The following is a 26,686-nucleotide window of genomic DNA, read 5'->3' on the forward strand; positions in this document are numbered from 1 at the left end:
TCTGACCAACGGTTTTCAAAATCTTCCAGAATGGTTGAATATTCAACCTCGCCACTTCCAAACCAGGTAGCTGAATAAAAAACTTCAAAAGCATTGTTCTGATAATGAAACACAGGTACCTCCTGTTGATTATCGGACAAACTGTTTGAAAAGAAAGCCTGTTCCGGTTTTATCCGACTACGAAACCCCCGGATATGCACTTCAAATGGCTGATAATAATTTACATCACTATTGGCAGAATACTGCCCGAACCCATCTTCAATCCCAAAGAATACAATCTCCTCATTGAGAACGTACACTGATTCAAAACCATTTACCAGTTTGTTGTTCAAAGGAACCATCGGATTATCAATTTTCCGGTAAGTTCCATCCTCCTGAAAACGAAGAACCCCAACGCCGTTGTTTACAAAAAACCAGACATTTCCAAACCTATCCTGTTGTAATCGTACAGGATAAACTCCTTCGTTAAAGAAATTTTCAAGTTCATCTCTCACGAAAGAATCTTTTTGCGCCGGATCCAAGGTGTACAAACCATGATCAGCGGCCATTACTATCCGACCATCTATTTTGGACATACTAAAACCTTCAACGTTGTCTATCCCCTCAAAATCGTCTGATGCTTTCACCTCTGTTACACGCGTATAAGAATCATTAAACTGAAGCCGGTAAAACCCTTTTAACCCGTGAACAACCCACAAATTTCCGCTGTCATCCCATTCAATAAACCTTGAAGACTCCGGAAATCCGGTAATTCGCTGTTCGTATTCCCATTTCCCGTTTCCACTTTTTCTCAGAAGCAGGAGTCCGCCATAAGAGCCAACCATTAAGAGGTTCTCCCTCTCCGGTACGTTTCTAAATATCCAGGCTCCGTTAACAGAACCGGGAGTAATAAGGGAAGCTTCCTCACCCTCCACACGGAAAATTCCAAGGTTATGCCCTGCCAGAACTTCATTGGTGGTTTCATCTTTAAAAATTGACCAAACCTGTCCGTTGGTTCCCTTTACCATGTGAAAATCATCACGCATTTTCAGTGGGCTGGAAAACTGTTTATCCGGAATCGTATATAAAGCCTGATTGGTACCAAAATAAAAACGATCTTCCTTTTTATTCATACAGTATCCGGTCCCCAAATCGAAATATCCTTCAATAAAACTTACAGCGGAATTGTAATTGATCCGTGCAATTCCATTGTCCAATGCCGCCCAAATGTTTTTCTGACGATCCACAAAAAGATCCAGCACAGTATTATTGTTAAGCCCTTTATCCTTTCCTGCAATCATCTTAATGCTTCCTTCTGTGTCGGTAATTACCACGCCCGACTGGATAGTACCAAAGGCCAGATCGTCTCCCACCTTCTCAGCACAAAATATGTTGGCATCTTTCAGGTACTGACTGGCCGGAACATTCCACTTTCCAATTCCATTTACATCCCACCGATAAAGACCATCATCCATAGTTCCAATCACCATCACATCCTTCGATAGTGCCATAATTCCACCAATAATTTTACCACTAAAAACCTCTCCTCCGGGCACTTTATACAAAGAACCATTTCTTAACTCCATTAAGCCTTCACCATCATCATGAATCAGTAATGTTTCATTGACAAGAAAAGCCTCAGAAATGCGTGACCGGGCCATAACAATCTCCACAGACTCACCCGGACTATAAACACACAAGGCATTATGAGACTGAAAAATAAGTTGATTATTCAGATGAAAAATATTCCAGAAATCGCCCAGCTTTTCTACATTATAGGCATCAGTAAGCGAATAATAGGAGAATCCCCCCGCTGAATCATTCTCATAATAACCGAACTCATCTGTTGCCCCCAGAAATATTTTATCCTCAAAAACAAAAACAGAACGAATCGGATTGTTATTCAAATTGTCGTGGTGCTCAAGCAATCTCCATTGCGCTCCATCATACTCAATAATCCCGTTATTATTGGCAAAATAGAGCAACCCGTTGTCGGCCTGAGAAATGTTCCAGTTCTGAGTGGCACCTTCGTATTGACGACGGTTAAAATACTCTATTTCAGATATTCCATATTCCACAGGATTGGCGAATAAAACTGAAGAAAAAGAGATAATCCAAAGAAGTAGAAATATTCTGTATTTCATCCGTATAAAATTTGTTTATTAAGGTCGGATGGAACTCGCGATTTTTTTATACATGCCCTTTTGTGGCAGGTCTGAGAAATCAAAGCCCCATACTTGTTTCATAAGTTCGGTACTTGATGCTGATTAAAGAATCCGCATTTCTGTTCTGCGGTTCAGAGCTCTTCCTTTTTCAGTTTCATTTGTATCTAAAGGCTTGGAGAAACCATATCCCCGGTATTCGAGCCGGCTTTTATCAATCCCTTGACCTACCAGATAATCATAAACCGAACGAGCTCTGTTTTCTGATAAATTAAGATTGTATTCCTCACTTCCTATGTTATCGGTATGGCCCTCAAGCATAATGCGAACCTGGGAATTGTCGCTGAGAAATTCCACAACTTCCCGCAGTTCAACTTTTGAACGAGGGTCCAAACTATAAGAGTCGGTATCAAAAAATACATTTTCCAGCCGAACTGTCGCTCCCTCACGAATGGGTTTCAGACCAATATCCAGATAATAAGGCTTGTCTACCGTATGATCGCCGACAAGATTAAAGTTCCCCGAATAGAAGAGGTACCCGGGATGGTCGGCTTTAAAAGCATATTCTCCTCCTGAGGGTAATGAAACAAGAAATTCACCGGTAAAACTGCTGCCGCGAGAGGTAATTATGGTCTCTCCGGTTTCGAGACTTTTAAGGTCAAACTCAGCAGCCAGAACTTTTCCGGTTTCCGCGTCAAAAACTTTCCCTTTTACATAAAGAACCGGTTCGGGACGCAGTTCCTCAGGAAGCCCAAAACTGTAAATATCCTTTGCCCCGACAGTAGTTTCCTGTCCATCGGTAGAAAAATAAGCCTTATCACCCCGTGCAGTCACTATCAATCCAATTTCATCTTTGGCAGTATTTATCGGATATCCCAGATTAAGGGGTTCACTCCAGACCCCGGCACTGTCTTTTCTACTCAAAAACAAGTCCATCCCCCCCATTCCTAAATGCCCGTTGGAGGAAAAATACAAAGTTTTTCCGTCGTGATGCAGAAAGGGAGAATTCTCATCGCCGGGAGTATTCACAACCACTCCCAGGTTTTGTAAGTCGCCGAAATAAGGAATACCATCGTCACTGATGCCTGCAAGCGTAACTTTCCAGATATCCTTTCCACCTTCTCCGCCCCCACGGCTACTAATGAAGAACAGTGTACGCCCATCGGCCGAAAAATGTGGCTGACTTTCCCAAAAAGGAGTATTCACAGGCGCACCTATATTTACCGGAGCACTCCACCCATAATCAGTTTTTGCCGAAAAATAAATGTCACAACTTCCCTTGGAATCGCTACGGCCACAACCGGTAAAAAACATCCAGTTTCCGTCGGCCGAAAGGGTTTGAGCCCCTTCATTGCTTTCGGTATTCAAATGGCCCATCAGTAAATGTCGTTCCATCCAATTTCCGGCAGTGTCGGCATGCGACATATAAAAATCTTCCTGAAAAAAGACAGAATTCCGGGGCAACTCATCCCCTTTTTCACGATAAAGCTGGATGTCTCTGGGACGCAGCACGGTTATTACCATCGTCTGTTCATCGGCAGTTATGCTGGGCCAGTATTCATGCAACTCACTATTTACGCCTTCACCGGCACTCACCAGTTCAATGTCGTGGGGATTTTCCACCGCCTCTTTTACGAAGGTAACCTTTTCAACCATCTCATTGGCCCGTTTCACGGCATTCTCGTTGTCGCTGAGAGCCAGATAACTTTTGAAAAGTTGAAGAGAGGCTTCGTATTTTTTGGCGTTGTAAGCCGCCATTCCGGCATTGTAAAATGTTGGAACAAAAAACGTTGAGTCCACTTTCAACGCCCGGTTCAATATAGCCAGCTCTTTATTCCATTGCCTTTGTGAGTGATAAAGATCGCCCAGCAAAAGCATGGCTTCGATAAATTCGGGTTCACGATCCAGTGCTTTAAACAATAATTCTTCAGCTTCCGCAATATTTCCTGAAGCATAGGCATTCCGTCCCTCTTCATAGAACTTTACCGTGCGCTTATTATTCACACTGTAAAGACTTTGTGAAGAAGAATATCCTACTCCAAGAAGTAGAAATAAACAATATAACAAAAGAGATTTCTTCATTTTCTTAAGAATTTTTCAGAAAATAAACATGTGTCCGGTCTAAATACATCTTTATTACACGCTCAAACATACTTGAATTTAGTCCACTTCCAAGATATAAAAAAAACACTATTATCCGGATAAATATTGAGATTGTTCACTGCGTTTGCAATAACGGGAAATTACCGGATTTCCAAGGGTGATGGAATAATACTCTGAAAAATAATTATTCTACCTGGTAAATTCAATTTTGTTGCCACTTTCAATAATTCCTTTTGTAATGTTCATCAGAGTCACAGGATTATCAACATAATCGCAGGTTGTTAAGGGAGGATGGATCACCAGCGCAGCTTTTCCGGGAACAATGTTCAGAAAACCCCGTCGTTTTATCTGCCATGAATTAACAATGGTAACCGGTAGAATGGGAAGTTCCAGTTCAATTGCCAACTTAAATGCACCACGCTTAAATGGAAGCATTTCCTGAGTTCCGCTTCGAGTGCCCTCGGGAAACATTAACACCGAAGAGCCACCTGTCAGTTTTCGCTTAGCTTCTTCCAGTGAAAGAACAGACGCCCGCGGCGAAGACCGATCGATAAAAATGTGTCCTACCTTTTCGCTTGCATAGCCTATAAATGGCAATTTTCGAAGCTCTTTTTTCATAACCCACTTAAAATCGATTCCCAAATGAGCATAAAGCAAGAATATATCAAAGCCGGTTTGATGGTTCGCCACAATAACATACGACTGGTTGGGAACAACATTTTCGCGTCCATAAACTTTTGTCCTGACAGGTGTAATCCAACAAGCAATCCTGGCCCACAACATTCCCCAGAAACTACCTGCAATAGGTGAAAGTATTATTGAAAACAAAGCCGCAAGAATTGCATTAACAATAGAATTGACCAGCATCAATGGCAAATACACCGGCCACTTATATAGTTGATACAACCAAAGCCAAAAGGTAAAAGGTTTTTTCTTTGACATTAAAATCTTCTTATTAGTCACAATAGTCCGTTAAACTTTTGTAATCACTTAATGCTTAATTGTTTATGAATTGCTAGGTATTTGTCCCAACAATCAGTTTATCAATGTTATAAGATTCATCTTGAATCTTATATCAAAAAATCTAACGATCTATTAATTCAATCACACACAAAAATAGAATAATTAGCCGCAATCTTGCCTGACAGACGACAAAATCACCGAAAATGCATAAGAAACAGAACGATTCGGGAAATAAGGTGGTTAACCTATTCCATAATTGAAACAAAAACACTACTTTTGCACCCGTTCGTGTAATCTCTTACTGAACATAGAGGAGTCAGGTAATATTGCACGCAATGTTAAATCTTCAAAAGACAATACAATGGATTTGATGAAAGTTGCTGAAGAGGCATTTAAGTCAGGAAGTGAAATGCCCGAATTCAGTGCAGGAGACACAATCTCGGTTCACTACAAAATTAAAGAGGGAAATAAAGAACGTGTTCAGATTTTCCGTGGAACAGTGATTCAGATTAAAGGTACTGGTATCAATAAGCGTTTTACCGTACGTAAAATCTCCAACAACGTTGGTATTGAGCGTATTTTCCCGATGAACTCACCGTTTATCGACCAAATTGACTTAAACCGTAGAGGTAAAGTTCGTCGTAAGAGAATTTACTACTTGCGTCAGCTTACCGGTAAGAAAGCCCGTATTAAAGAGAAAAGAGTTTAATTCCTTTTTAGGAATGCAAAAATTTAAAACGCTGCCTGTTTTTTCAGGCAGCGTTTTTTTTATCAAGGAACACGATTATCATGTATTTTATCAAAGAGGTCTCAAAATTGTCCTTAAACATCACTCCAAAAGATGAGAATTGATAAATTTCTAATACCATAATTCTATCAGCGAAGAAGAGCGCCCTGGAAACTCAGTCCGGAAAGCCTCAATCGCCCCGCGATCGGCTACGGTGACATATACCATTTTCCCATCAGTTCCGCCGAAAGCCACATTTGAAGGTTTATCTCCCTTCAAAACCACCTCATGTAGCAGTTTCCCATCGGGAGACAAAATTGCGATGGTCCCTTTGCCAATTCTGGAAATATAAAGATTTCCCTTAATATCACAGCGCATTCCGTCCATACCGAAATCTTCAAACTTTTTAAACAATTGCTTATTGGCGATGGTGCCATCTTCCAGTATATCGTAAATCCAAACATTTCCTTGATTTGATTCATTGACATAAAGCCGATTTTCATCAGGCGAAACCTCTATCCCATTTGTCGTTCCCATGTCTGTCTCAAGCAAAGTAAACTTTCCCTGTTGATCAATCATCCAAACCTTTCCGGTATTATTTTCCCAGTCGGGATCACTCACATAAATCATTCCGGCAGAGGTAATAGCCAGGTCATTGGGCTGACTCATACTGTCATTATGGGCCATCACACGAATCGTTTTATCCGGAATATTGATTTGCAGAATGTTATGGTTCGTATAGTCGGCAATAAGTAAACGGTCATGTTTCCAAAGCCGGATGCCATTTCCCACGCTTCCCTCGGGCAGGTTGACAAATAATTCATGTGTACCATCCGGTTTTACCAGGCCTATTGTTCCTTTATGTTTGTAGTTGACTGCATAAAGAACACCATCAGCATCAACAGCAGGGCCTTCCGCCCAGGGCAAAAAAACCGAGTCGGGAGTAATGTCAAAACTTTCATAATTGGTCTTTTGACCAGTTACATTGATATAAAAGCCCATAACCAAAGAGGCGAGTAAAGCATATCCAATTTTTCTCATGGCATTAGTTTTTTTTTCTTTCTTTCTAATAGATCGTTAGATTTCTAGAAATTAGCTATTAGATAAATCTTATAACATTGATTTACTGAACTTTAACACAAAGACCACTCCTGCATAAAGAATTGATTCACTGGCTATTGAAAAAAGTTAACGCAACAATGCAAAGTTTTTATTATGAGCGAGTTGTGGTTTATTTTTCTGATTTTGTAATGGATTAATTATCAACTTTTTGTAAAAGTTTAACAGAGTATTGTTCTTTAGTAGTAATCAATTTAAAAAACGACTTACCACACAACTAAAAAGAACATATAAACATCACAATTAAAACAGATTACAACTTGAGTTAGAAAAAAAGACAAGGCTCTAAAACACCCCAACTGATTACAAAGGAAACACCTGAAGACCTCACCATTGAGGCCATTCACTCTTCTGAATTTACCATTTCAATACCATAGGTTTGCCGAAAACGGCTCACCAGATCGTGGTATTTCGATTCTCTAACGGAAAGTGTCAAACGGCAATCTGCCTCAAAAACCTGTTCACTCATTGTCAGCCCCTCTTCATCAACGACACGCATCACAGGATTCATCATGTCGTAAGCAAAACGAATGGTAAACGACTTGTCGATGGTATATTCAACCATTTCAGCATTATCCAGTGCATCAGCAGTTGCAGCTTTGTAAGCCTGAACCAGTCCGCCGGTTCCCAGCTTAATACCTCCAAAATAGCGCACCACCACCACAAGCACATTGGTCAGTTCGTGTGAGTGAATCTGTCCCAGAATGGGTTTGCCAGCCGTGCCGGAGGGTTCGCCATCATCGTTCATTCTAAATGTCATGCCATCCACACCCAACTCCCATGCATAACAATGATGACGGGCATCATGAAACTTCTTTTTCAAAGATTCCACATATTCATTGATTTCGTCTTCGGTTTGGACAGGCCAGGCAAACGCTATAAATTTGCTGCCTTTTTCTTTGAAGAGTCCTTCTACCGGATATTTTATGGTCTGATAACTGTCTTTTAGCATTAAAAATTATCCATTTAACAAATAAGCCGGAATTATTTATGTAAAAATAGCAAAATCCCTCTTCATTTATCAAACAGCCCTAAAAATTAAAACCCCGGCCAAGTTTTCACTCACGACCGGGGCCATTTGAATATTTTATTTGGGTTTATTCATATTGATAGATCATTAGATTTTGAAACCAAAGATTTAAGATAAACCCTAAAGTATTAATAATCTGTCAGTTATTACAAACACGCTGTGATGCTTAAGTTGTTTATTATCAATCTATTGCAAGACTTCGACGGACGTCATATTAACACAGGCTGAAAAATCCTGGTTATTTGGCTACAATATCCACGACTTCCTCATCAAGCATCACCGTTTTGTAAAATCCCAGTGCCTCTTCGATGTACTTTTCCTTCATTTCTGGCGAAGATTCGGATATACGTGGATAGAACAAATGTCCGGCCACTTCGACACCAACAAATCCAAAAACTTCCTGACCGTGGATCTGACGGAAAGCTTTCAAAATCCCTTTGTTTTCATACTCTTCAACCGAATTACCCATGGAAGTATGTAAAAAGGCTTTTTTGCCTTTCAAAAGCCCTTCTGCACCGTTTGGGGTTACTTTAAATGCAAACCCGTTGGTTAAAACACGGTCGAAATAACCTTTCAGAACGGCAGGGAAACTCCCCCACCACAGTGGATAAACCAGAGAAATAATGTCCGCTTCACCCAGAAGTTTCTGCTCCTTTGCAATATCGGCAGGCGTTTCGCCATTCTTTATCTGGGCTAAATCGGCTGATGACAATACAGGATTAAAGTCCAAATCGTATAAATTCCTTACAACGACCTTTACATCGTTGTGTTCGCTGTCCTTTTTCAGGGCATCCACCAGGGAGTTACTAAAACTTCCCTGATTGGGATGAGCACTGATTATTAAATGTTGCATAAGCTTGTCTTCCTTTTATATTCTAAACACCCTGCAAAAGTAATTGTTTGTTTTTAATTAGAACAATTCTAAATAATAAAGTTTCTGAAAAATTATTTAAAGAGAAGTATAAGGTGTATCAGACATTTTGAAACAGCCGAAAATACAGAGGATAATCACTATTCTCAACAGCAAAAAAGAAAACAGAATGAGAGAAATGTTTGGCTTGATTGCCTCCATTGTTTTAAGGAGAAATTCTTCGCAAGCTACCAATGACACTTTGCGGAATGTGACTCTTCCAGGAGTTTTGTTGTGTGGTAAAGCGACAGAACGGAACAACGACCCGCCTCTTTGTCTCTAACGGCGAATCGGAATTCGCCGCACCTAATCTGTTCCTGAATAGCCAGGTTGTCCTGCAGCCACTTTTTTTATCCAATAAAAATTACAAAAGATTAAAAATGTACAGTTTAGGCATTTTCAGTTTGTTCTTTGGGTATGTTAGTGACTGGAATCCCTTCTACTGATTAAATTACTTTTATTGTAAAAGAACCATCATGACCATTAAATTCTGAAGACTTTTTAATTTCCCCTCTCCTCTTTTCACTTCTTTTGCTAATTTTGTTGGTTTTGAAACCCGTAAAAGCACTTTAGAAAAAATGGATTCATTCATTGTAGTTTTTACCAATCGATTAAATATCGGCCTGGCTGCTACTGCTTATCATGCTGTTTTTCACAAAAACAGTCCCATTGAGTTGTTGGAGCATGTCACACCCGAACATATTGAAAAACATCCTGAAAATTACAGTGAGACAGAAAAACGGATGGTAATACTCTTGCATACCATCTCTGACAAAGAGCTGTTTAAAAAATTCAGTCGCGAAAATAGTTTACGTGATTTTAAGAACAACATACCGCCCAAACTGTTAAATGAGCGAATCCGCCCTTATATCGAAAATAAAATGTACCAGCTGGTGCAAATGCTATCCCAATCGAAAGTGGAGGCGTATTACAAGCAATCGGGCTACAGCAACCTGTATGCCACCGACAAGTTGAAAATTCCATCCACCTTCTGCAAACCGATTTTCCGGGTCGATATTGAAGGCGATGAGATGCATTACAGTCTAAAATTCAAACAGGGAGCAGAACTTTTCACTTTTCACAACAAAGAAGTGGAAATCATCTGTAATGACCCGGCCGTTTTAAAAACCGGGCAACGCATCTACTTCTTTAATAATTTTGACAGTGGCAAACTGAAGCCCTTCAAAGAAAAGGAGTACATCCACCTCAAAGGCGAAAGGGTAATCAATACCTACATGGAAAAATTCATCAGCAATGTGGTGGAACTTTTCGATGTTCGGGGCTCAGGTTTCGAGATACAAAATATTGAAGATAGCCCTACCACAGAACTTCATTTGGAGAAAAACCTCGCCCTTCAGCCCGTGCTAAGATTCAAATTTACCTATGGGCACCGCTCGGTATCGCCCAACCGAAAGACCAGTGTTTTTGTGGATTTCCTCAAGGAAAAGGGACTATACACTTTTAGACGATTTCCCAGAGATTATGAAACCGAAAACCGGGTGTTTGCATTGCTTGAAGAAAGGGGCCTCACCCCCACTGAAGATCTGTCTTTTATCCACCCTGACGACAAGGACAACAGCTCCCCCTCAGGCCCTGAGAATCTGATTGACTGGATAAGGGAAAACAAAAAACTACTAGACAGCCATCAAATTAAGCCGGTACTCAAGTTTGACGAAAATGAATTCAACATTGCTCCTGTAAAAGTTCATTTTGAAACCGGAACCGACGAAATGGATTGGTTCGACATCAAAAGCATCATTGAAGTACCACCTTTCAGAATTCCGTTTGTAAAGTTCCGGAAAAACATCCTTAACGGTGACCAACGTTACAAATTGCCAGATGGAAGCATCTTCATCATACCCAAATCGTGGTTTGCCAAATACACCGACTTGTTCAACTTCGGGCAGGCAAACGGAGACGACATTAAACTTCCCAAAACCTATTATCACTTGCTTGAGGAGCTCAAGGGAGAAGAAATTGAAGGAATCTCAACTCCAGAACTACCTCAGATGTCAGAGTATGAGGCCATTTCGCTTCCCAATGGACTAAATGCTAAACTCCGCCCTTATCAGATTGAAGGTTTTCACTGGATGGAATTTCTTAAAAAGAACAACTTTGGAGGCATCCTTGCCGACGACATGGGACTGGGAAAGACACTTCAGACTATCACTCTGCTGCTTCACACCTACAAATCTCAAAAGTCAGAAATACAGGAACCTTCGGGTGAACAATTATCCCTTTTTGGGTCACACATCGAGGGCTTCAACCGTTCAGGTCTGCCCCCATCCTTAGTAGTAATGCCCACTTCACTGGTGCACAATTGGGATAATGAAATAAAAAAATTTGCCCCCTCACTGAAAGCATATATCTATACCGGTAGCAACCGTGCCCGCTCGAAAGAGCTGTGGAAAATATTGCGGCATTACCACGTAGTCATCACCACTTATGGAATTCTACGCAATGATGTGGAATATTTTACGCAGATGCCCTGGGAATACCTGATACTGGATGAAAGTCAAAACATCAAAAACCCGGCTTCGAAAGGTTATGAGGCAGTAAGCCAGATAAAAGCAGCCCATTACCTTGCCCTCACGGGTACCCCTATCGAAAACAGTCTTACCGACCTGTGGGCACAGATGAATATTATGAACCACGGCATTCTTAAATCGCTCGGTTTTTTCAAGAAATTTTACGAAACGCCCATTTCCAAAAACGGAGATGAAGAGAAAGAGGCCCATCTGCAGAAAATCATCAATCCTTTTCTACTTCGCCGCACCAAGGAAATGGTGGCCAAGGAGCTGCCACCAATTATGGAACAGGTGTTGTATTGCGATATGTCGCCCGAGCAAAAAGAAATTTACGACAGGGAAAAATCAGGAATCCGCAACAATATGCTGGAAACTTTTCAGAATATGCGTCAGAATGAACAGGCCATTATGGCACTTCAGGCCCTCACCAAGTTGCGACAGTTGGCCAATCATCCGGCTATGACGGATCCCAATTTCAAAGGAAGCTCAGGGAAGTTCGACCAAATAATGGAATCGCTGGAAAGCATCATCTCGGAGCATCACCACGTACTGGTTTTCAGTTCTTTTGTAAAAGACCTGGAATTGCTGGAAACAGAACTGCGAAAAAGAAAGATTGCCTTCGAAAAACTGATTGGTTCCACCCAAAACCGGGATAAAGTAATTGACCGGTTTAATAAAGACGATAAGGTAAAAGTGTTTCTCATCTCGCTTAAAGCAGGAGGCGTGGGACTCAATTTGACCAAAGCCGACTATGTATTTATGCTGAACCCCTGGTGGAATCCGGCAGCAGAAGCTCAGGCCATCAACCGTGCGCACCGGATCGGTCAAACACGTAATGTATTTGTTTACCGATTCATCTCCACCGATACCATTGAAGAAAAAATTGCCCTTTTGCAGGAGAAGAAAAACAAACTGGCCGCGGCATTCGTTAATACTACGAATCCATTGAGTCAAATGAGTGCAGAAGAGATTAAGGAGTTGTTTAGTTAACCTTGGCAATAGATGCCCAATAGTGGAATATTCTCGTTTTTTAAACTGTCATGATGCTTCGGGATGAAAGCCGTTTTCATATCAGAACCTGAAAAGCATACATTTTTTTACATACCCTGCTAAATCGTAGTTCGGCACTGTTTTTGATTCGATTAATTATTCATTTAAACGAAACATTATTCAATTATAAAACTTTTTGACCATGAAGCAGTTATTAATTTTCCTGATGATAATATTTACTTCCATGAGTGTTCTAGCTCAGGAAGAAGAAACAGTACAGGTCGAAGAGGCCGAAATTATTAAGGAAACCCGTACAATCAGGGATTTCAACAAGCTAAAAGTGAGCAAAGGAATTAATGTAACGCTCATTAAAGGAGATGAACCATCGGCTGAAATCAACATCGTAAATGCTCCCTTATCGGATGTCATCATCGAGAACGACCAAAATGAACTCATCATAAAAATGAGGACACGCATATATCAGGATGTATCCGTGCAGGTGTATGTTACTTATCGCGATATACGGGAAATAACGCTGGGTTCAGGGTCTTCAATCGATAACCATGAGGTACTGCAGGGAAAAGTACTTGTTCTCAATGCAGGGCTGGACAGTGTGATAGACCTGAAACTGGATGTCACCTCAGTTGACGCTGAAGTTTCAGCAGCGCGCATTACCCTTGAGGGATACGCAAAAACACTGGAAGCAAGAGCCACGACAGGCGGTAAATTTCAGGGACAAAATTTTGAGGTAGAGAAAGCTTATGTTACAGCCAACACCGGAGGCATTATTACGGTGAAAGCCCTGGAATTGTTGGACGCCAAGGCAGGAACCGGTGGTACCATTGAATATTTGGGTGACCCGAAGAAATTGAATACCAAAGAAACTTTTGGAGGAGAAGTGGTGAAGATTTAATTTCTTTTTTAAGCGATTTGAAAATCGCCCAACACATAAAAAACCGGATGTTCTTAAAAAGAGCATCCGGTTTTTGAAATATTAAGGAGGATTCTTAAATCGGATTTACATTTGGTTTTTTGCCGCTTTGAGTGTATTGATCAACAAAGAAGCCCGGGTCATGGGACCTACACCGCCAGGTACAGGTGTAATGAAACTACATTTAGGAGAAACCTCATCAAACACCACATCTCCGGTAAGTTTGAAACCCGATTTTGTTTTGTCTGAAGGAAGGCGAGTGGTTCCCACATCAATAACCACCGCTCCGTCTTTAACCATTTCGGCCGTGACGAAGTTTGGACTTCCCAGTGCGGCAATCAAAATATCGGCCTTTTGGCAGATTTCCTTAAGATTTTTGGTACGACTATGACAAACGGTCACGGTAGCATTTCCAGGATTGCTCTTCAACGACAACAAAATGCTCATAGGGCGCCCAACAATGTTACTGCGGCCCAACACCACCACATTCTTTCCGGATGTTTCGATATTATAGCGTTTGATAAGTTCCATGATGCCCTGAGGGGTGGCCGACACAAAAGCCGGTAATCCCATGGCCATCTTTCCTACATTTTGTGGATGAAAACCATCAACATCTTTTGCCGGGTCAATGGCGAGTGTAACTTTCTCTTCGGAAATGTGCTTTGGAAGTGGCAACTGAACAATAAAACCATCCACTTCAGGATCGTTATTCAGGTCGTTAACACATTTGAGCAACTCCTCTTCTTCAACGTCATCTTCGTAGCGAATTAGTGATGATTTAAACCCCACCTCTTCACAATCCTTAATTTTGTAGGCGACATAGCTTTCACTTCCACCATCGTGGCCAACCAGTACGGCGACCAAATGAGGAACCCGTAGGCCCCCGTTTTTCATCATTTCCACCTCTTCAGCAATCTCATCTTTAATGCTGCGGGCGGTTGCTTTTCCGTCGAGTAGTTGCATAGTGTCTGGTTTTAGAACAAAAAAAGAGAAGTCGCACTGTGCGGCTTCTCTTTCTTAAAATATCTTATTTCCCCATGGGGAGATTACTCATCATTCTCGAAAGATTTTTACCCTGCGTCATCATGCGCATGGCTTTTCGTGTGTCTTCGAATTGCTTCATCAGCCGGTTGACTTCCTGAATGGAAGTGCCGCTACCTGCTGCAATCCTTTTGCGGCGACTACCATTAATCAAAGTTGGTTCCTGACGCTCCAGGGGAGTCATCGATGAAATGATGGCTTCAACACCCTTGAATGCGTCATCGTCAATGTCCACATTCTTGAGCATTTTGCCCATCCCCGGAATCATGCCAGCCAAATCCTTCAGATTACCCATCTTCTTTATTTGCTTAATCTGACTCAGGAAATCATCAAAATTGAATTGATTTTTGGCAATTTTTTTCTGAAGCCTTTGAGCTTCTTCAGAATCGTACTGTTCCTGTGCCTTCTCAACCAGCGAAACGATATCACCCATACCCAGGATACGGTCGGCCATCCGTGAAGGATGGAATACATCCAAAGCATCCATCTTCTCGCCCATACCCACAAATTTGATGGGTTTATCGACTACGCTACGGATAGAAATAGCAGCACCACCACGGGTATCACCGTCCAATTTGGTGAGCACTACCCCATCGAAGTCCAGGCGATCGTTGAACTCTTTGGCGGTATTCACAGCATCCTGACCAGTCATGGAATCCACCACAAACAATGTTTCATGGGGATTAACCGCTTTCTTAATGGCAGAGATTTCATTCATCATCTCCTCATCAATAGCCAATCGACCGGCGGTATCAATAATAACCACATCATGACCTTTAGCTTTGGCCTCTTTGATACCATCCTTTGCCAGTTGTACCGGATTGGTGTTGCCCTCTTCGGTATAAACAGGCACACCAATTTGCTCTCCCAGCACCTGAAGCTGATTTATCGCAGCAGGACGATAAACGTCACCTGCCACAAGTAAAGGATGCAAACCGCGTTTGGTTTTAATCAGGTTAGCCAGTTTTCCGGTAAAAGTCGTTTTACCAGAGCCCTGCAAACCTGAAATCAAGATAACGGCGGGATTTCCTTTCAGCTCGATATCTGTAGAAGCACCTCCCATGAGCTCTGCCAGCTCATCGTGGACAATTTTCACCATCATCTGCTGTGGCTTAACGGCAGTGAGCACGTTCTGCCCCATTGCCTTATCCTTGACAGTTTCGGTAAAAGATTTTGCTGTTTTGAAGTTCACATCGGCATCCAGCAACGCACGACGAATATCTTTAAGGGTCTCGGCCACATTAATTTCTGTGATCGTACCCTGACCTTTCAATATTTTAAACGACCGTTCCAGTCTTTCCGATAGATTCTCAAACATCCTTCTTCAGGTTTTAATTTTGCTGCAAAAGTATAAAAATATATGGGATTTTGGAATAATAAATATTAAAGATTGGTTGATATGGGGGTGGTAAATTCTTTCTATCGAAAACGGCAGTGATGACAAAATGCCTTAACCTGAAACGGCGGATCGGAATCCGCCTCACCTCTAATCCCAAACATACTTCCCATCATACTGAATATCGTAATTTTTCATAAACAACCGATATTCATCTTTAAAAGTCATTTTCTTATGACGTTCATCCTGACGTTCAATATAGCTTTTAACTACATCCAATTCTTTGGGATTCACAGAAAAAATACCATATCCATTTTGCCACGAAAAATTAGAATACTTTGCATCAATGGTTTTAACCCACCGGGAAGATTGCTTTTTTAGCTCCTCTGCCAATTTCATTTGCGTAACTTTCCTGGATAATAGACACAAAACATGAATATGGTCGTAATATCCGCCGATTTTTATGGGATAACATTCTAAACCTTTACAAATGCCCCCAATATATTCGAAAACACGAGGCCTTATTTCAGGGTCAAAAAATGGATAACGTTTCTTGGTACTATAACACAAATGAACATAAACTTTAGATAGAGACTGATGCATAAGATTTAAGTTAAGGTTAATTCAATCAAATCATTACCAAAATATATAACGAAAGAAAAAACGGAATGTTGCGATTTTTGCTTTCGCCCCTACAGGGCTTGGGATTAATGGCCATTTATCATTCACAGGACGGTGCCCTGTGCTGATTCGTTCGCCCCTACAGGCTGCATCTTTTAAGGACCCCAAACTTCTTTCCTTCACCACAGGCCAAAGGCCTGAGAGCAATAACATCGGGCAACGCCCTATGATATTAAATGAATGATGTACCAGAGAGCCCTGAAGGGGCGGAAGTGTAATCTATTTTATTAATTACCTCATGAAACTAAAAATTTTGGATCGGAATCCGCCGCACCTTATAAACTATCTTTTCCATCACCAGATTGGTGCGGGCGGCAGTGATACCCGTACTAACGCATTCTGTATCTCCACGAATGGCATCTACCACATTTTGAATCAAATTGTATTGGATATTCTCGGGGTTGATGTATGGAAATTCAATAAAATCCCGCTCTTTAAAGAGCAAAATGGGCTCATGTCCATAGGTTGAGAACTCTATGCGCCCTTTGGTACCAATGATTTCGATGACATCGCGTTGAGAGGAATTATCACTCACAAAACTCCAGGTGCCGCTGCCCAAGACACCGTTTTCGAATTCCATCTGGGCCACCACGGTGTCCTCCGCTTTGTAAAGGGAACCAAAATTCTTAGCAATTCCGGAAACCTTTTTTACCGGACCAAACAGAAAATCCAGAAAATCGAGCTGATGAGAAGCAAGGTCGTAAAAAATGCCACCTCCGGCTAAGTCGGGTTGCACCCGCCAAACAGGGTTTTCTTTGTCAGTTTCGGCAGGTAGCGGAGAGCGAATAAGCATGATATTAACCAATAAAGGACGCCCGATGGTTTCATCATCAAGAAGGGTCTTAACCTTTTTAAACCCGGGCAGTGTACGACGATAATAGGCCACAAAGAGTGGCACCCCGGTCTCTTTACTCACAGCATTCATCTCCTCACATTGCTGAAAAGTGGCTGCCATAGGTTTCTCCACATAAACAGGTTTACCGGCTTTCATTGCTTTGATGGCATACATGGAATGGCTGGAAGGTGGGGTGGCCACATACACCGCATCAACCTCTTCATCGTTAATCAGATCATCGGCATTGCTGTACCATTTGGGCACATTATGTCGATGGGCATAGTCTTTGGCCATTTCAGCATCGCGTCGCATAACTGCAACTAACTTTGAACCCTCAACCTTATTGAATGCAGGGCCGCTTTTAAATTCTGTTACATTTCCGCAACCTATTATGCCCCATTTGATTAATTTCTTCATATAATTGGAATAAAATTTTCAATCTGTTTTATTCATAAATCTTTGTTATGAGGTGTTCAAATATCAAGAAATACAATTAACCGCAAAAAAAATGTTCAGAGAATATTAAATTATTTTCCTGTCAATTTCATTTACGACAGTTGTATTTTGCAGATAGTTAGACATCGTAATAGATTATTTATTAAACAAAGTTCGACAAAGCCAATAATGCAGGTTAAGTTGATGTTATTGTCAAAAGAAATAACCACCGTTATTTGTTCAAAATCCATCACTTTTCTTTTAAAAACCATCGAACAAAAAAGAGAAGGTTTTATATTTGTCCTATGTTATCAAAGTTTTTAGAAATCACAAAAGCCTCCGTCTCATCAAAAGAAGTACAGACCTCTTTTACAGAAGGATACGACATCATCGGTGATGTTCACGGTTACGCCGGTGAATTGATTATTCTGCTAAAGCAACTGGGCTACAGGGAGATTAACGGAGTTTATATCCACAACAATCGCAAAGCAGTTTTTGTGGGCGATTTTACGTGTCGCGGACCGGAAACCCGGCGTACTGTATCCGTCGTCCGGAAAATGGTGGAAAACGAAACCGGATATGCGGTAATAGGGAATCATGAACTCAATGTTATTGGCCATTTCACCAAAAATATTGAAGGAAAAACATTCAAACCGGCAACCGGCTCGAATAAAAAAATTATGGACCGCATAAAGGAAGAGTATATTTACGAAAAAGACCAACTCAAAGACGATTTAAAATGGATTCGCAGATTACCGTTTTTCCTTGATTTTGATACTTTCAGGGTAACTCACGCCTACTGGTCGCAAGCCAACAGAGATATAATTGAGAGTCACATTACCAAAAACAAGCTCACAAAGAAGCTTTTGCAAATGATATTTGACCACGACACCCCATTTGCAGAGGCGGTTCGGCAAACCACACGGGGTATTGAAATCAATCTTCCCCACGATCTTATTATTAAAGATGACCGAAACATACGCCGCACCAATTTCCGTATTCGCTGGTGGCAGGACCCGAAAGGTAAAACATTTAAGGAGATCAGCTACGGCAACAAGTTTACTCTTCCCACTTATACGGTGCCGCCGGAAATACTTTTTCCATTTGAAGTGTATTCAGAAAAAGCCCCTCCCGTTTTTGTTGGCCATTATTGTATGTCTCCCGACCGAATGATTCCCGTGCGCAATGTTTGTTGCGTGGATAATTGTGCGGCCAGTGGTGGACAATTGGCTGCTTACCGATGGCAAAATGGTGAAGAGTTGAAAATTACAGGATTTGTGTTTCAGGGAAAGAAAGGGTAGATTTTTTAGTCAGATTCGGGGGATCGGAACTCACCGAACCTAATCACTCCAAAACCACTTGATAATTTTCATCCCAGGTAAGCCGACCCTGTTTCTCGGATCCATCAGATGTTTTAAAACCTTTTAGCACATTTGTTTTTCCGTTAAGAACAAGATCGCCTGCCTGTTTATCCGTCAGTTTCTTCTCCATAATTACAAATGGAATGATGACACGGCACCCCTCATGGTAGCGGTTACACCCCCACGCATTTTTACCTTTAATAATAACCCCGTTGCTACATTTGGGACATTTCCAGGTCGGTGTTTCGTCTTTCTCGAGGCGAAGTTGGTAATTATCGTCGAGTGAAAGGGTGCCATCCACCTTATCGCCATCTACCTCAAAACCTTTAATGACCGGAGTTTTTCCCTTTGTCAGCAGCGTTTCCACTTGTTTATCCGTCAATTTCTTATTCAGATATTCAAAAGGGATGAGTGTTTTGCAGCCTTCGCGGAAACGGGTGCATCCCCAGGCATTTTTCCCTTTAACCATTTTCCCTTCACCACAGCGGGGACAGGCGATTTTACTATCATCCGAAGCTTCACTTTTGGATTCCTTTTTTTGCGCGCTATCTTTTTCAGCAGCGGCTTTTTTCTGTTCTTCGGTAACCTCAATTTTACGGGCCGAATGGTCGTTCTTCACCACCTGCACTACGCCCGCAACCATCTCTTTCATCTCCTCCATGAAAGCCTTTACATCGTAGTTCCCATGTTCAATGTCACGGAGTTTTTTCTCCCACATACCTGTGAGTTCCACCGATTTAAGCATATCATTCTTCACACTGTCAATCAGTTGAATTCCCGTAATGGTAGGGATCAGATTTTTCCGGTTCTTTGTAATGTATCGTCGCTTAAACAATGTTTCAATAATTGCCGCCCGGGTAGAAGGCCGACCGATGCCGTTTTCCTTCATCAGGTCACGCAATTCTTCATCGTCCACCTGCTTACCCGCTGTTTCCATTGCCCGCAACAGGGTGGCTTCGGAATAAAGCTTTGGAGGCTGGGTTTCTTTTTCCTGGAGATCCGGTTCATGGGGCCCCTTCTCTCCTTTCTCAAAGTCAGGCAACACATTGTCGTCGCCCGGTTTTTTACCGGCCGAATCTTTTTTATACACTTCGCGCCAGCCCGGATCAACAATTTGTTTTCCTGAAGTTTTAAATTTCACTTTCCCCACTTTTCCTTCCACAGTGGTTGTAGAAATGGTAGCATCGGGCCAGAAAGCAGCGATAAAACGGCGGGCCACTGTATCAAAAACCATTTTCTCATTGCGACTGAGATTGGCAGGAATCTGCCCGGTAGGAATAATGGCATGGTGATCAGTAACCTTGTTGTTGTCAAATACTTTTTTAGACTTCCGGATTTTTTTATCAAGCAAAGGAGCAGTAAGTGCCTCGTAAGGTTTAAGTCCCTTCAGTGTAGAACCGATTTTGGGATAAATATCCTCACTAAGAAAGGTAGTATCCACACGCGGATAAGTGGTTGCTTTCTTTTCGTAAAGCGACTGAATCAATTTGAGGGTTTCATCGGCCGAAAAGCCAAAACGCTTGTTGCATTCGACCTGCAAGGCTGTCAGGTCGAACAACCGGGGAGGAGCTTCCTTACCTTTTTTCCGATTAAAATCCGTAATTTCAAACTCATTGCCCTTAATAATTTCCAGCGCCTTCAGCGCTTCTTCCTTTTTGAAGAATTTTCCACTGGTAGCCGAAAATACCACCTCTTTGTAGGTTGTTTTCAGTTCCCAGTAGGTTTGCGGCACAAAATTTTCAATCTCCTTGTGGCGATCCACAATAAGAGCCAGCGTAGGGGTCTGCACCCGCCCGATGGAGAGAACCTGGCCCTGCTGTCCATATTTCAGAGTATAAAGTCGTGTGGCATTGATTCCCAACAGCCAGTCGCCAATTGCCCGCATACTTCCGGCCGCATACAGCCTGTCGAATTCCTTTGCATCGCGCAATTTGGCAAACCCATCTTTTAATGCCTCTTCTGTCAAGGACGAAACCCATAACCGTTTAACAGGACAGCTGCAATTCGCCTTTTGTAAAACCCAACGCTGAATCACCTCTCCCTCCTGGCCTGCATCACCACAATTAATCACCTCGTCGGCCTTCTCTACCAACATGCTGATGGTACGAAACTGCTTCACTACCCCCTGGTTGGTCAAAAGCTTGATACCAAATTTGGCCGGCATCATTGGCAGTGAATGCAGTCGCCACCGCTTCCATTCAGGCGTATAATCGTGTGGTTCCTTAAGTGTACACAAATGCCCGAAAGTCCAGGTTACCTGAAAGTTATTCCCCTCATAATATCCGTCGCGTTGGTTCTTAGCTCCCAACACACGTGCAATTTCTCTGGCAACACTCGGTTTTTCGGCGATACAGACCTTCATAAAGTGGATGATTGTGATGATGTAGCGCGAAGATAGTGAAAATGATTTTTAAAATTTAACATTGTTGAAATCCTAAACCCCGAGACGTCATGATACATTTGTATGAGCGATACGAATTGTTCGGAGTATCGCTTTTCTTTAATTTTGCCTCAATAAAAAAATATTAGGTTTCTCCATTTTTTAAATCGTTGAGCGGAATTATTCCGCCCGGCAGTGTGCAATAATATGGGTGGAAATCAAACTCCTGCTGGCAAACTATTTAGAAAACAACAACTAATACTGAAATAATTACATCGCTTCATCTTTCAGCATCCATAACTTCAGCCAAGGTAGGACTCTGCGTTTAGGCTTTTTTTTCGGACTATTGGGTACGCCAACCACACCAATAAAACTTTTTTAACTCATAAACACTTCATTTTTCAATAAAAAAAGGATAAGTTTGTCCTAAATAAAAATAATCATCAAAATTTCGCAAACAATTATTTTCTAAACCTTAAGATTATCTAGAAATGAACGACATAGCAATAAGACTAACTATAGTAGCTTTTCTTGTATTTGCCATTAACCTTCCCTTTGGCTATTTTCGATCAAAAGTCAGAAAATTCTCTTTTAAATGGTTTTTATTCATCCATCTTCCAATCCCGTTGGTCGTATTTTTAAGAATATACAGTGATATTGGCTTCGCTTTCTACACTTATCTCATTCTTGTTGGCGCTTTCTTTTTGGGACAATTTGTCGGAAAAAAGCATATGGTAGCCATATTTAAAAACAAACAAAACAACGTTTAATCGTGCTTTTTTTTACAATAGATCGTTAGATTTTTAAATATAAGATTCAAGAGAAATTCTATAATATTGATAACCAAACTATTAGGGCAAATGCCCCAGGACTTATAAGCAGTTAAGCATTAGGCGATTACAAAAACTTAACGGACTATTGTTTTAAGCATTTAGTTTAAAACTGAGCGGTTGCAAATGCAATAAAAATTGAGAAAACAATCATTACAGCTAAAGAAGGTGCAGTGAAAAGAAATCCTCTTTTCATAATAAATTAGAAAATCAATTACCGCTTAGCCAGATTATTTATACCGAATCCCTTAAATCTTATCTTACCATTTTTTTTACAATAAAAGACCTTCGTTAAAACATCTATATTTACTGATAAACTCGAAAACAGGAAGATTTGCTCCTGTTTCCCGTAATTTGTTTACTCTTTTGCTTCTAGCTTTAATCGATTTTTCCATCCGGGAGAATCATTTTTAAACATATTTAATAAAAGACAAGAAGTTCAAAGGCCTGCTATTCTTGGTGTATGCAGGGATTTGTCCTATTTTTGCAAACTCAAAAAACATAGTAGTTCGTTAAGTTTTGAGAAGCTAGATATTAGATTTTTAGAAGTTAGTAACTTACAGGCAGAAGTATGAGAGGTAGAAGAAAAACAATCAACTTATACAATTACTTTACAGCTTTTTGAGAAAGCTTTTCCTGATAAGTAAAGACTTAACTCTTGAAGATTAATGAACTGAAAAAAAAGCAACTTAAATCTTGAGTTAAACAAAAGAGAATTCATATAAGACTGATAACCTATACTCTAATAAAATCAACCGCACATAAGCAAAAAATAGAATAAAAGACTTTTGTCAAATATTAGCCGACTATTGAGAAACAAGACTCCGTTAAACTCTTATAAACAGTTAATAATCAATCCATTACAAGACCAGGAGAACAGGACATAACTCACTCATAATAAAAACTTTGCGTCTCTGCGTTTAAGCTATTTTTAACGGACTATTGTGAGAAAGAAGTACAACCAATTTACCATTCCATACTAATGAAGCAACTCTTCGATCTATTCAATTTTTCACAAAGAATCAATTACAAAACCGAAATACTATCCGGAATAACCGTTGCGTTGGCACTTGTGCCTGAAGCCGTAGCTTTTGCAATGATTGCAGGATTATCTCCACTTACCGGGCTCTATGCAGCATTTGTGATGGGACTGGTAACCTCCATTTTTGGCGGCCGCCCCGGCATGATATCAGGTGCTACAGGAGCAGTAGCCGTGGTTATCGTCGCACTGGCACAGAGTCATGGAGTAGAATATGTTTTTGCCACTGTAGTGCTGGCAGGCCTCATTCAAATGACTGCCGGATTTCTAAAGCTCGGAAAGCTAATTCGTCTGGTACCTCACCCCGTTATTTTCGGATTTGTAAACGGGTTGGCCATCATCATTTTCATGTCTCAGCTGGCACAGTTTAAAAACCCTGATGGCGAATGGCTTACCGGCCATGCTTTATATACAATTCTTGGATTGGTTTTACTTACCATGCTCATCATTTGGGGCCTGCCAAAAATCACCAAAGCCATTCCGGCATCCCTTGCTGCCATTTTAGTGGTATTTGGCATTGTAGCATACTTCGGCATTGATACAAGAACAGTAGGTGACCTTGCTTCCATAAAAGGAGGGTTTCCCCCTTTTCACATACCGGACATCCCCTTAAGTCTTGAAACCCTTGAAATCATTTTCCCCTATGCTGCCATCGTTGCAGGAGTCGGACTTATCGAAAGTCTGCTGACACTCGATATTGTAGATGAAATTACCGAAACGCGGGGAAGTGGAAACAAAGAAGCTGTAGCCCAGGGCGTAGCCAATATGCTCTCCGGCGTTTTTTCCGGTATGGGCGGATGTGCCATGATTGGTCAGAGCCTCATTAACACCTCCAACGGTGCCAGAGCCCGCTTATCGGGGATTGTCGCGGCCATTATGCTTTTGGTATTTGTAATGTTTGGCTCCGGACTCATTGAAAAAGTCCCCATGGCAGCGCTCACAGGTCTGATGATAATGGTCTCCATTGGGACCTTTGAATGGGCTAGTCTCCGTACGTTTGGAAAAATGCCAAAATCAGATCTTCTGGTAATGGTCACAGTGACACTGGTTACCGTATTCCTGCACAATCTTGCCTTAGCAGTGATTATAGGCGTTATAATCTCTGCACTTGTATTCGCCTGGGACAATGCCAAACGCATTCGGGCACGAAAGCGCTTCGACGAAAACGGAATCAAACACTACGAGATTTACGGTCCACTTTTCTTTGGCTCCATTAGTGCCTTCAACGAGAAATTTGATATCCAGAACGATCCAGATGAAGTAATTATTGATTTTGCAGAGAGCCGGGTGGTGGATATGTCGGCCATTGAGGCCCTTAATAAAATCACCGAGCGCTACCTCAAAGTAGGGAAAAAGGTTCACCTGAAGCACCTGAGTTCTGACTGCCGCAAACTCCTCCAGAATGCAGAAGACATCATTGATGTGAATGTAATGGAGGATCCTACCTATAAGGTGATGGTGAATAAATTGTAGGAGATGCAGTTTTATTACCGCCCCAAATAGGAAGTGCGGTCTCCGAACCGCACTTTTTTTTTATAAAACCACAAGAATTCAACGCTTCCCGAAATGGGACAGTTTGAAATTCACTTCTCTTCGAAATGGGGCGGATTCGCTTCGGCTCTGCCGCTTTCGACAGAAAAATCCGTCCATCCCGTGAAACTGTGCGATTGGGAAACCGCGCCTCCTAACGATACATCTCTTCGCGGAGAGCAGCAATATTTTCGTCGGTGACGTAATCGTCATAATCCATCATTTTATCGATGGTACCATTCGGTGTAATTTCGATAATGCGATTACATACTGAATGAATGAACTCGTGATCATGCGAACTCATCAGGATATTACCTTTAAAATTGATGAGGGTATTGTTGAAAGCTTGAATGGTTTCTAAATCCAGATGGTTGGTAGGATTGTCGAGCATCATGACATTGGCATTGCGCAACATCATCCGCGAAATCATACAACGCATCTTCTCTCCTCCCGACAGCACTTTCACCTTTTTGTGAATGTCCTCGCCGGAGAAAAGCATTTTGCCAAGATAACCTCTCAGAAAATCTTCTTTGGTATCATCAGAATACAGCGCAAGCCAATCAACAAGGGAATAATCGCCCTGAAAATACTCACTGTTCTCCATGGGCAAATAAGCCGTTGTAATGGTTACTCCCCAATTAAAAGAACCGGAATCAGGCTTCAAGCGTTCATTCAGAATTTCGAACAGGGCCGTGGTAACCTGCGAACTACGTGAGAGGAAAACAATCTTATCTTCCTTTTCCACCGTAAAGTTCAGGTCGTTCAGTAACTGGGTTCCATCTTCAGCTTTCTTGCTAAGTCCTGATACCGTCAGTATGCTGTTTCCGGTTTCTCGGTCAGGTGTAAAAATGATACCCGGATATCGGCGTGTAGAAGGCTGAATCTCTTCAACGTTCAGCTTCTCCAGCATTTTACGGCGACTTGTTGCCTGTTTTGACTTAGCCACATTGGCACTGAAGCGCTGAATAAACTCCAGAAGTTCTTTCTTCTTCTCCTCTGCTTTTTTATTTTGAGATGATTGCTGACGCAGAGCCAGCTGACTACTCTGATACCAGAAAGTATAGTTTCCTGAAAAGAGCTGTACCTTACCATAGTCGATATCCACAATATGGGTACAAACAGAATCAAGGAAGTGACGGTCGTGCGATACCACCAGTAATGTATTGTCGAAATTGGCCAGATAATTCTCCAGCCAGCGAACAGTCTCCAGGTCAAGGTCGTTGGTGGGCTCATCGAGCAACAGGTTATCCGGTTTACCAAACAAGGCCTGCGCAAGCAAAACTTTCACTTTTTCCTTACCGTTCAACTCATTCATCTGTTTGTTGTGCAGACTCTCTTTGATGCCCAGACCACTCAGCAACATGGCTGCATCACTCTCGGCATTCCAACCGTCCATCTCTGCAAATTGCTCTTCCAGTTCCGACGCGCGCATACCATCCGCCTCCGAAAAGTCGGGTTTAGCATAAATAGCATTTTTCTCTTTGCTGATTTCCCAAAGCTTTTCATGTCCCATCAGCACCGTCTCCAGCACCTGATTCTGGTCAAAAGCATGGTGATCCTGACGTAATACCGACAAACGCTCTCCGGGGCCTAATTCCACATGTCCACGGGTAGAATTAAGTTCACCATTGATCAGGCGCAACAAGGTCGATTTTCCTGCTCCATTGGCACCGATTACCCCATAGCAGTTGCCTGGCGTAAACTTCACATTAACGTCCTGAAAAAGAAATTTTTTGCCAAACTGAATGGCGAGATTGGAAACTGTAATCATTGAAA

17 protein-coding genes are annotated in these 26,686 nt (G+C 41.6%); 5 read left to right on the forward strand and 12 right to left on the reverse strand.

Annotated features, from left to right (window positions below; translation table 11 throughout):
• The 3 genes from QZZ43_RS07210 to QZZ43_RS07220 all read right to left on the reverse strand — a co-directional run.
• The coding region (locus QZZ43_RS07210) for a regulator (protein WP_291857476.1) at positions 1-2,123 on the reverse strand (2,123 nt) is incomplete at its 3' end.
• 123 nt (positions 2,124-2,246) lie between these two features.
• Positions 2,247-4,223 carry an OmpA family protein gene (locus tag QZZ43_RS07215; protein WP_291857478.1) on the reverse strand — a complete coding sequence of 659 codons (1,977 nt, stop codon included), beginning with the start codon at positions 4,221-4,223 and terminating at the stop codon, positions 2,247-2,249.
• Positions 4,224-4,433: 210 nt separating this feature from the next.
• A complete protein-coding gene (locus QZZ43_RS07220; RefSeq protein WP_291857480.1) occupies positions 4,434-5,186 on the reverse strand; it encodes a 1-acyl-sn-glycerol-3-phosphate acyltransferase in 753 nt (250 codons plus the stop codon).
• A gap of 382 nt (positions 5,187-5,568) precedes the next feature.
• Between QZZ43_RS07220 and rplS the strand changes: the two genes are divergently transcribed.
• Entirely contained in the window at positions 5,569-5,916 is a 348-nt protein-coding gene (rplS, locus tag QZZ43_RS07225) for a 50S ribosomal protein L19 (RefSeq protein ID WP_291857482.1), read from the forward strand.
• Between the two features lie 150 nt (positions 5,917-6,066).
• Here the strand turns inward: rplS and QZZ43_RS07230 are convergent, their stop codons facing one another.
• From QZZ43_RS07230 to QZZ43_RS07240, 3 genes are all read right to left on the reverse strand, one after another.
• A complete protein-coding gene (locus QZZ43_RS07230) occupies positions 6,067-6,975 on the reverse strand; it encodes an SMP-30/gluconolactonase/LRE family protein (protein ID WP_291857483.1) in 909 nt (302 codons plus the stop codon).
• Positions 6,976-7,396: 421 nt separating this feature from the next.
• Complete coding sequence (locus QZZ43_RS07235; RefSeq protein ID WP_291857485.1) at positions 7,397-8,005, reverse strand: YigZ family protein; 609 nt, start codon at positions 8,003-8,005, stop codon at positions 7,397-7,399.
• 316 nt (positions 8,006-8,321) lie between these two features.
• The gene (locus QZZ43_RS07240; RefSeq protein WP_291857487.1) at positions 8,322-8,936 is read right to left on the reverse strand and encodes an NAD(P)H-dependent oxidoreductase; all 615 of its coding nucleotides are present in this window, start codon (positions 8,934-8,936) and stop codon (positions 8,322-8,324) included.
• Positions 8,937-9,571: 635 nt separating this feature from the next.
• On the opposite strand from QZZ43_RS07240, the gene QZZ43_RS07245 reads away from it, so the two are divergent.
• Together QZZ43_RS07245 and QZZ43_RS07250 are read left to right on the forward strand one after the other, a co-directional pair.
• Entirely contained in the window at positions 9,572-12,511 is a 2,940-nt protein-coding gene (locus tag QZZ43_RS07245) for a DEAD/DEAH box helicase (RefSeq protein WP_291857489.1), read from the forward strand.
• Positions 12,512-12,713: 202 nt separating this feature from the next.
• Entirely contained in the window at positions 12,714-13,424 is a 711-nt protein-coding gene (locus QZZ43_RS07250) for a head GIN domain-containing protein (protein ID WP_291857491.1), read from the forward strand.
• A 105-nt stretch (positions 13,425-13,529) separates the two neighbouring features.
• On the opposite strand, the gene QZZ43_RS07255 is transcribed toward QZZ43_RS07250, so the two are convergent.
• The 4 genes from QZZ43_RS07255 to QZZ43_RS07270 all read right to left on the reverse strand — a co-directional run bounded on the left by QZZ43_RS07255 (position 13,530) and on the right by QZZ43_RS07270 (position 17,752).
• Positions 13,530-14,405: a bifunctional 5,10-methylenetetrahydrofolate dehydrogenase/5,10-methenyltetrahydrofolate cyclohydrolase gene (locus tag QZZ43_RS07255; RefSeq protein ID WP_291857492.1), complete on the reverse strand. Its 876-nt coding sequence runs from the start codon at positions 14,403-14,405 to the stop codon at positions 13,530-13,532.
• A 64-nt stretch (positions 14,406-14,469) separates the two neighbouring features.
• Entirely contained in the window at positions 14,470-15,801 is a 1,332-nt protein-coding gene (gene ffh, locus QZZ43_RS07260; RefSeq protein ID WP_291857493.1) for a signal recognition particle protein, read from the reverse strand.
• Positions 15,802-15,969: 168 nt separating this feature from the next.
• Positions 15,970-16,422 (reverse strand): IS200/IS605 family transposase, encoded by a 453-nt coding sequence (gene tnpA, locus QZZ43_RS07265; RefSeq protein WP_291857497.1) that lies wholly within the window; start codon positions 16,420-16,422, stop codon positions 15,970-15,972.
• Between the two features lie 322 nt (positions 16,423-16,744).
• Complete coding sequence (locus QZZ43_RS07270) at positions 16,745-17,752, reverse strand: Gfo/Idh/MocA family oxidoreductase (RefSeq protein ID WP_291857499.1); 1,008 nt, start codon at positions 17,750-17,752, stop codon at positions 16,745-16,747.
• 323 nt (positions 17,753-18,075) lie between these two features.
• On the opposite strand from QZZ43_RS07270, the gene QZZ43_RS07275 reads away from it, so the two are divergent.
• On the forward strand, positions 18,076-19,071 hold the full coding sequence (locus tag QZZ43_RS07275; RefSeq protein ID WP_291857501.1) for a metallophosphoesterase: 996 nt from the start codon (positions 18,076-18,078) through the stop codon (positions 19,069-19,071).
• Between the two features lie 43 nt (positions 19,072-19,114).
• On the opposite strand, the gene QZZ43_RS07280 is transcribed toward QZZ43_RS07275, so the two are convergent.
• Positions 19,115-21,493, reverse strand: coding sequence for a type IA DNA topoisomerase (locus tag QZZ43_RS07280; RefSeq protein WP_291857503.1), 2,379 nt, complete (start codon positions 21,491-21,493; stop codon positions 19,115-19,117).
• Positions 21,494-23,323: 1,830 nt separating this feature from the next.
• Here QZZ43_RS07280 and QZZ43_RS07285 point away from each other — a divergent pair.
• On the forward strand, positions 23,324-24,853 hold the full coding sequence (locus QZZ43_RS07285; protein ID WP_291857504.1) for a SulP family inorganic anion transporter: 1,530 nt from the start codon (positions 23,324-23,326) through the stop codon (positions 24,851-24,853).
• Between the two features lie 211 nt (positions 24,854-25,064).
• Here QZZ43_RS07285 and QZZ43_RS07290 read toward each other — a convergent pair whose 3' ends face one another.
• Positions 25,065-26,681: an ABC-F family ATP-binding cassette domain-containing protein gene (locus QZZ43_RS07290; RefSeq protein WP_291857506.1), complete on the reverse strand. Its 1,617-nt coding sequence runs from the start codon at positions 26,679-26,681 to the stop codon at positions 25,065-25,067.
• Between the last annotated feature and the right edge of the window lie 5 nt (positions 26,682-26,686).

The sequence above is a fragment of the Marinilabilia sp. genome (assembly GCF_016278715.1).
Classification (GTDB): domain Bacteria; phylum Bacteroidota; class Bacteroidia; order Bacteroidales; family Marinilabiliaceae; genus Marinilabilia.

Coding starts and splice junctions, on each gene's coding strand:
- ffh (WP_291857493.1), bottom strand. CDS start 15,801: ATGTTTGAGAATCTATCGGAAAGACTGGAACGGTCGTTTAAAATATTG.
- QZZ43_RS07240 (WP_291857487.1), bottom strand. CDS start 8,936: ATGCAACATTTAATAATCAGTGCTCATCCCAATCAGGGAAGTTTTAGT.
- QZZ43_RS07255 (WP_291857492.1), bottom strand. CDS start 14,405: ATGCAACTACTCGACGGAAAAGCAACCGCCCGCAGCATTAAAGATGAG.
- QZZ43_RS07290 (WP_291857506.1), bottom strand. CDS start 26,681: ATGATTACAGTTTCCAATCTCGCCATTCAGTTTGGCAAAAAATTTCTT.
- QZZ43_RS07280 (WP_291857503.1), bottom strand. CDS start 21,493: ATGAAGGTCTGTATCGCCGAAAAACCGAGTGTTGCCAGAGAAATTGCA.
- QZZ43_RS07275 (WP_291857501.1), top strand. CDS start 18,076: ATGTTATCAAAGTTTTTAGAAATCACAAAAGCCTCCGTCTCATCAAAA.
- QZZ43_RS07220 (WP_291857480.1), bottom strand. CDS start 5,186: ATGTCAAAGAAAAAACCTTTTACCTTTTGGCTTTGGTTGTATCAACTA.
- QZZ43_RS07215 (WP_291857478.1), bottom strand. CDS start 4,223: ATGAAGAAATCTCTTTTGTTATATTGTTTATTTCTACTTCTTGGAGTA.
- QZZ43_RS07285 (WP_291857504.1), top strand. CDS start 23,324: ATGAAGCAACTCTTCGATCTATTCAATTTTTCACAAAGAATCAATTAC.
- QZZ43_RS07270 (WP_291857499.1), bottom strand. CDS start 17,752: ATGAAGAAATTAATCAAATGGGGCATAATAGGTTGCGGAAATGTAACA.
- QZZ43_RS07245 (WP_291857489.1), top strand. CDS start 9,572: ATGGATTCATTCATTGTAGTTTTTACCAATCGATTAAATATCGGCCTG.
- rplS (WP_291857482.1), top strand. CDS start 5,569: ATGGATTTGATGAAAGTTGCTGAAGAGGCATTTAAGTCAGGAAGTGAA.
- QZZ43_RS07235 (WP_291857485.1), bottom strand. CDS start 8,005: ATGCTAAAAGACAGTTATCAGACCATAAAATATCCGGTAGAAGGACTC.
- QZZ43_RS07230 (WP_291857483.1), bottom strand. CDS start 6,975: ATGAGAAAAATTGGATATGCTTTACTCGCCTCTTTGGTTATGGGCTTT.
- tnpA (WP_291857497.1), bottom strand. CDS start 16,422: ATGCATCAGTCTCTATCTAAAGTTTATGTTCATTTGTGTTATAGTACC.
- QZZ43_RS07250 (WP_291857491.1), top strand. CDS start 12,714: ATGAAGCAGTTATTAATTTTCCTGATGATAATATTTACTTCCATGAGT.